2 protein-coding genes are annotated in these 823 nt (G+C 45.0%); both read right to left on the bottom strand.

The window, feature by feature from the left end; genetic code table 11:
- A partial coding sequence (locus A3729_RS05835) for an acyl-CoA dehydrogenase family protein (RefSeq protein WP_197475606.1) occupies positions 1-267 on the bottom strand: 267 nt, incomplete at its 3' end.
- 39 nt (positions 268-306) lie between these two features.
- The coding region (locus A3729_RS05830) for an aldehyde dehydrogenase family protein (protein WP_156497711.1) at positions 307-823 on the bottom strand (517 nt) is incomplete at its 5' end.

The raw sequence follows: 823 nt of genomic DNA, 5'->3' as shown, positions 1-823 counted from the left end.
GATGCTAATAAACGCAGCGGTAGAGGTGCAGCCGGACGCTAGTTCTTCCATAATAATGGAGCTGTCTAATCGCGACAGACCAATACCTTTATCAGCCTCTGGCACGTACATGGCCATAAACCCAAGTTTACCTGCTTCGACAAAGGCTTGCTTCGGGAACTCGCAGGCTGCGTCCCATATACTAGCCTGAGGTGCAAGTTCTGTCTCTGCGAAACGTTTTGCTGTTTCCTGGAAAGCGAGCTGATCTTCGTTTAAGTCGTAATTCATAAAATATAATACTTTAGGTGGCCTTATAAATTAATCTGTCTACTTTAAGCTAATCGACATGTTGGGTGCTTGCGCAGGAGATGATTTCCAGCTTGCTGTAATTGTTTTTGTCTCAGTATAAAAGCGGACTGCCTGCTTTCCGTAAGCATGTAAATCCCCCATAAACGAGCCTTTCCAACCAGTAAATGAAAAGAAAGGTAGCGGAACGGGAATGGGCAGGTTAATACCAACTTGACCAACTTCTATTTCGTGCTGATATTTTCGTGCACTAACGCCAGATTGGGTAAATATTGAGGTACCGTTGCCGTAGGGGTTACTGTTAACCAAATTGATTGCATCTTCAAGCGTTTCAACGTTCATGCATGACACAACTGGCCCGAAAATTTCTTCCTGGTATATGTCCATCTCAGTCGAAACGCCGGTGAAGAGTGTAGGGCCTAACCAGTTGCCATTAGGGTAACCTTCTACAACAATGTTTCGACCATCTATCAAGCAATTAGCGTGATTGTTTTTGTTGGCGAAACAATCGTCTGGGCAGATGAGCTCGCTGAACGCC

Source organism: Oleiphilus sp. HI0043, from assembly GCF_001634935.1.
This window is presented reverse-complemented; position numbering and strand designations above follow the sequence as displayed.